Genomic DNA, 3,321 nt, shown 5'->3' on the forward strand with positions numbered 1-3,321 from the left:
ACGGCTACGGAGCTGGAACGGGCCAAGCAAAATTTCGGATCAGACGTGGAGAGACGATTGAAGGAAAAAGACAAGACCTCCTCCCAAACGCTGGCCATGGAGTATATGTACGATTTCGTAGGCGATGAAACTTCGATGGGCATTGACTCGTACGCCCAATTCGTTAAAGCCGAATTGCCCGGCATTACGCTCGAAGAAATCAATGCTTTACCTAAAACGCTGCTGACGAAGGAAAACCGGGCTGTTATTGTAATGGCTCCCGAAAAAGAGAAAGTCACGTTGCCGACGCAAGCCCAGTTATTGACCTGGATTGATCATACCGCCGAAAATCTTACGCCCTACGTGGATGAAGTGGTTTCCAAGTCCTTGCTGACCAGTCTACCGAAGGCTGGGAAAATTACTGCGGAGAAATCTCTCCCTGAAATCAATGCAACGGAGCTGACGCTATCGAATGGAGTAAAAGTGGTACTCAAGCCTACGGATTTCAAAAACGATGAGATTTTGTTCACAGGCTATAGCTTTGGCGGTACCGCTCTTTACGACGATTTCAATACGGCCCGGTTTACGAATAATCTGGTTAGTCAGGGAGGCGTGGCCGATTTTTCCTCCACGCAGCTCCGCAAATACCTGACGGGAAAAGTAGTGAACGTTTCTACCTTCATCAACGAAACAGCGGAAGGGTTATCGGGTTCGTTTGCTCCCAAGGATGCCGAAACGGCCTTTCAGCTCATGCACGCCAGGTTAACATTACCCCGTAAGGACGAAGCCGTTATCCAGGGTTTTCTGACGAACCTGAAAGATGAATTTGAACAAAATCAGGCGACTCCCAATCCGCAGAATGTATTTCGGGATACGTTAACGGCAGTCATGGGTGGGTATCATCCGCGTCGAATGCCCGTAAAGCCTTCGGATGTAGACAAAATTAATGTTCAAAAAGCGTATCAGATCTACCGGGAGCGTTTTGCGAACGCTGCGGACTTCACCTACTTCTTCGTGGGTAATTTTAAAGTAGAAGAACTGAAGCCCCTGCTTGAAAAATACCTGGGCAGCCTACCTTCTCAGAAGAAAAAAGAAGCCTATACCGATCTTCACATTCGACCCTTGCAGGGACAGGTATCCAAAAGCGTTTTCCGGGGAATTGAACAAAAAGCATCGGCTCAATTCATCTATTCCGGAGCATTACCCTACACGCCCGAAAACGCCATTAATCTAACGGCCATCAAGGAAATCCTCAATATTAAGCTGGTCGAAGAGATTCGTGAAAAAGAAAGCGGTGTCTACTTTATTGGAGCTTCCGCCAATGCTTTCAAACTACCCGAGCCCCGCTATACGCTAGCCATTAGCTACGGAACCAGTCCCGGACGCGTGGATGAACTGGCCACGAAAACGCTGGATTTACTAGAGCACCTGAAGATTACCGGCCCCTCGCAAACGGACGTAGACAAGTTTAAAATGGAGAGCAAACGTCAGCTGGAATTACAACTCAAGGATAATCAGTACTGGATGAATCACTTGGTCACCAGTCATCAATACGGTCAGTCGCCTCAGGAAATTCTCCAGCAGATGAAGCGAATTGACCAGGTGAGCAAAGAGTCCGTACAAAGTCTGGCTAAAAAGGTACTGGGATCGAACTGCGTGAAGGCTTTCCTATTACCCGAATCTAAACAGTAGGTTGGAATCGGGGCAGGATGATAGTACCTGCCCCGATTTCAGCGATTTCCTTACTTCATCAACAATCCGATTAGGTAGTTATAGCCTAGTCATGAATCTATGAAATCCATTCCTGTACCCGCTCCGCATTCGGTAGCCTTTCAAGGGTCATCCACTTCCAGGGAAGGGGCCGCACAAACGTTGCTTCGGCTGGACTCGAATGAAAACCCTTATGGCGTTTCTCCCACCGTCCAACAGGCTATCCTGGCCGCACTCCCCTTGGCGAATCGTTACGTCTTTAGCGATTTGCCCATGCTCACGGCTAAAATTGCAGCTAGGGAACGGGTGGCAGTTTCGCAAGTACTTGTGGGAGCAGGGCTTTCGGATTTACTGGAAAAGACGGCTTTGCTTTATTTCAAGCCCGGCGATAACCTGGTTTGCCCTACGCCTACGTTCCCCCTCTTTCTGGACACGGTAGTAGCCACTGGTGCCCAGTGCAAAAGCATTGCCTGCCGGAGCGATGGTTCCCACGATTTAGAGCAGATGGAAGCGGCCATCGATGAGCGTACCCGGATGGTCTATATCTGTAATCCTAATAACCCGACGGGAAGCATTACCGAGGGGCAATCGTTACTGCGGTTTTGCGAGAGCGTCTCCCCACGCGTACCCATTTTTATCGACGAAGCTTACCTGGATTTGGCCGTAGCAGCGAATACCCAGAGTATGGTGAGTGTACTGCTTCAAAAGAAAAACGTCATTATTGGACGGACGTTCTCGAAAGGCTTTGGGTTAGCTGGTTTACGCATTGGTTACCTCCTCGCCCAACCCGCCTTTTTGGCTCCGTTCCATCAGGTAAATGCCATGACGGGCCTCAATATTAGTTCGCTGGCCTTGTATGCGGCCTCAGCGGCACTGGACGACATCGCCTTTCATTTACACTACGTACAGCAGAATGAACGGGTTAAATCCTACGTGTATAGCCAGCTCAACCGACTGGGTTACGCGTTCATTCCTTCGTATACGAACTTTATCCTGATGGCTCTACCCTTACCGGGGAACTCCTTTCAGAAGCAGATGCTTGCCAAAGGCATCCGGGTGAAAACGATGGAAATGCACCGCACATTTTGGTGCCGCCTGAGTTTGGGTACGCTCGAGGAGATGCAGCTATTTGTTAAAGCCCTGGGCGAACTTCAGAGCCGATGAAACCAACCGTGCTTTCGCTCCTCACACTGGGTCTTCTGATGGCCCTGGCCCCCTTTTCCATTGATACGTATTTACCGGCATTCCCGGTGATGGCTCAGCAATTGCACGCGACCGTTTCGGCAGTAGCTTATTCGCTGACGAGTTTCTTCTTGGGTTTAGCGGTGGGTCAGCTGCTTTGCGGGCCGCTGCTGGACCGATTTGGCCGAAAAAAGCCCTTGCTGGCGGGGCTGTTTCTGTATTCGCTCGCTGCGGTTGCCTGTGCGTATGTTACGCAGGTTCACTGGCTGATTGGCCTGCGTTTTGTATTGGCGGTCGGTGGTTGTGTGGGCATGGTAGCAAGCCGGGCGATGGTACGGGACTTGTACCAACCGCAGGAAATCGCGGGAATTCTCTCGACGCTGTTACTGATTTTAGGCATCTCCCCCATCCTGGCTCCAACGGTTGGACGCCTGATTCTGGAACTGGCAG

Annotated in this window: 3 protein-coding genes; all 3 read left to right on the forward strand. The window is 50.4% G+C overall.

Annotated features, from left to right (window positions below):
• Positions 1-1,671 (forward strand): insulinase family protein (locus ACOJTG_RS24290; RefSeq protein WP_420156179.1); only part of this gene is annotated, 1,671 nt, incomplete at its 5' end.
• 99 nt (positions 1,672-1,770) lie between these two features.
• Positions 1,771-2,853 (forward strand): pyridoxal phosphate-dependent aminotransferase, encoded by a 1,083-nt coding sequence (locus tag ACOJTG_RS24295; RefSeq protein WP_420156180.1) that lies wholly within the window; start codon positions 1,771-1,773, stop codon positions 2,851-2,853.
• A partial coding sequence (locus ACOJTG_RS24300) for an MFS transporter (RefSeq protein WP_420156181.1) occupies positions 2,850-3,321 on the forward strand: 472 nt, incomplete at its 3' end. The genes ACOJTG_RS24295 and ACOJTG_RS24300, both read left to right, overlap by 4 nt.

It is taken from the genome of Siphonobacter sp., assembly GCF_048595215.1.
Lineage (GTDB): Bacteria > Bacteroidota > Bacteroidia > Cytophagales > Spirosomataceae > Siphonobacter.

Bases quoted from the DNA above. Each gene is read 5' to 3' on its own strand.
- ACOJTG_RS24295 (WP_420156180.1), top strand. From the start codon at position 1,771: ATGAAATCCATTCCTGTACCCGCTCCGCATTCGGTAGCCTTTCAAGGG.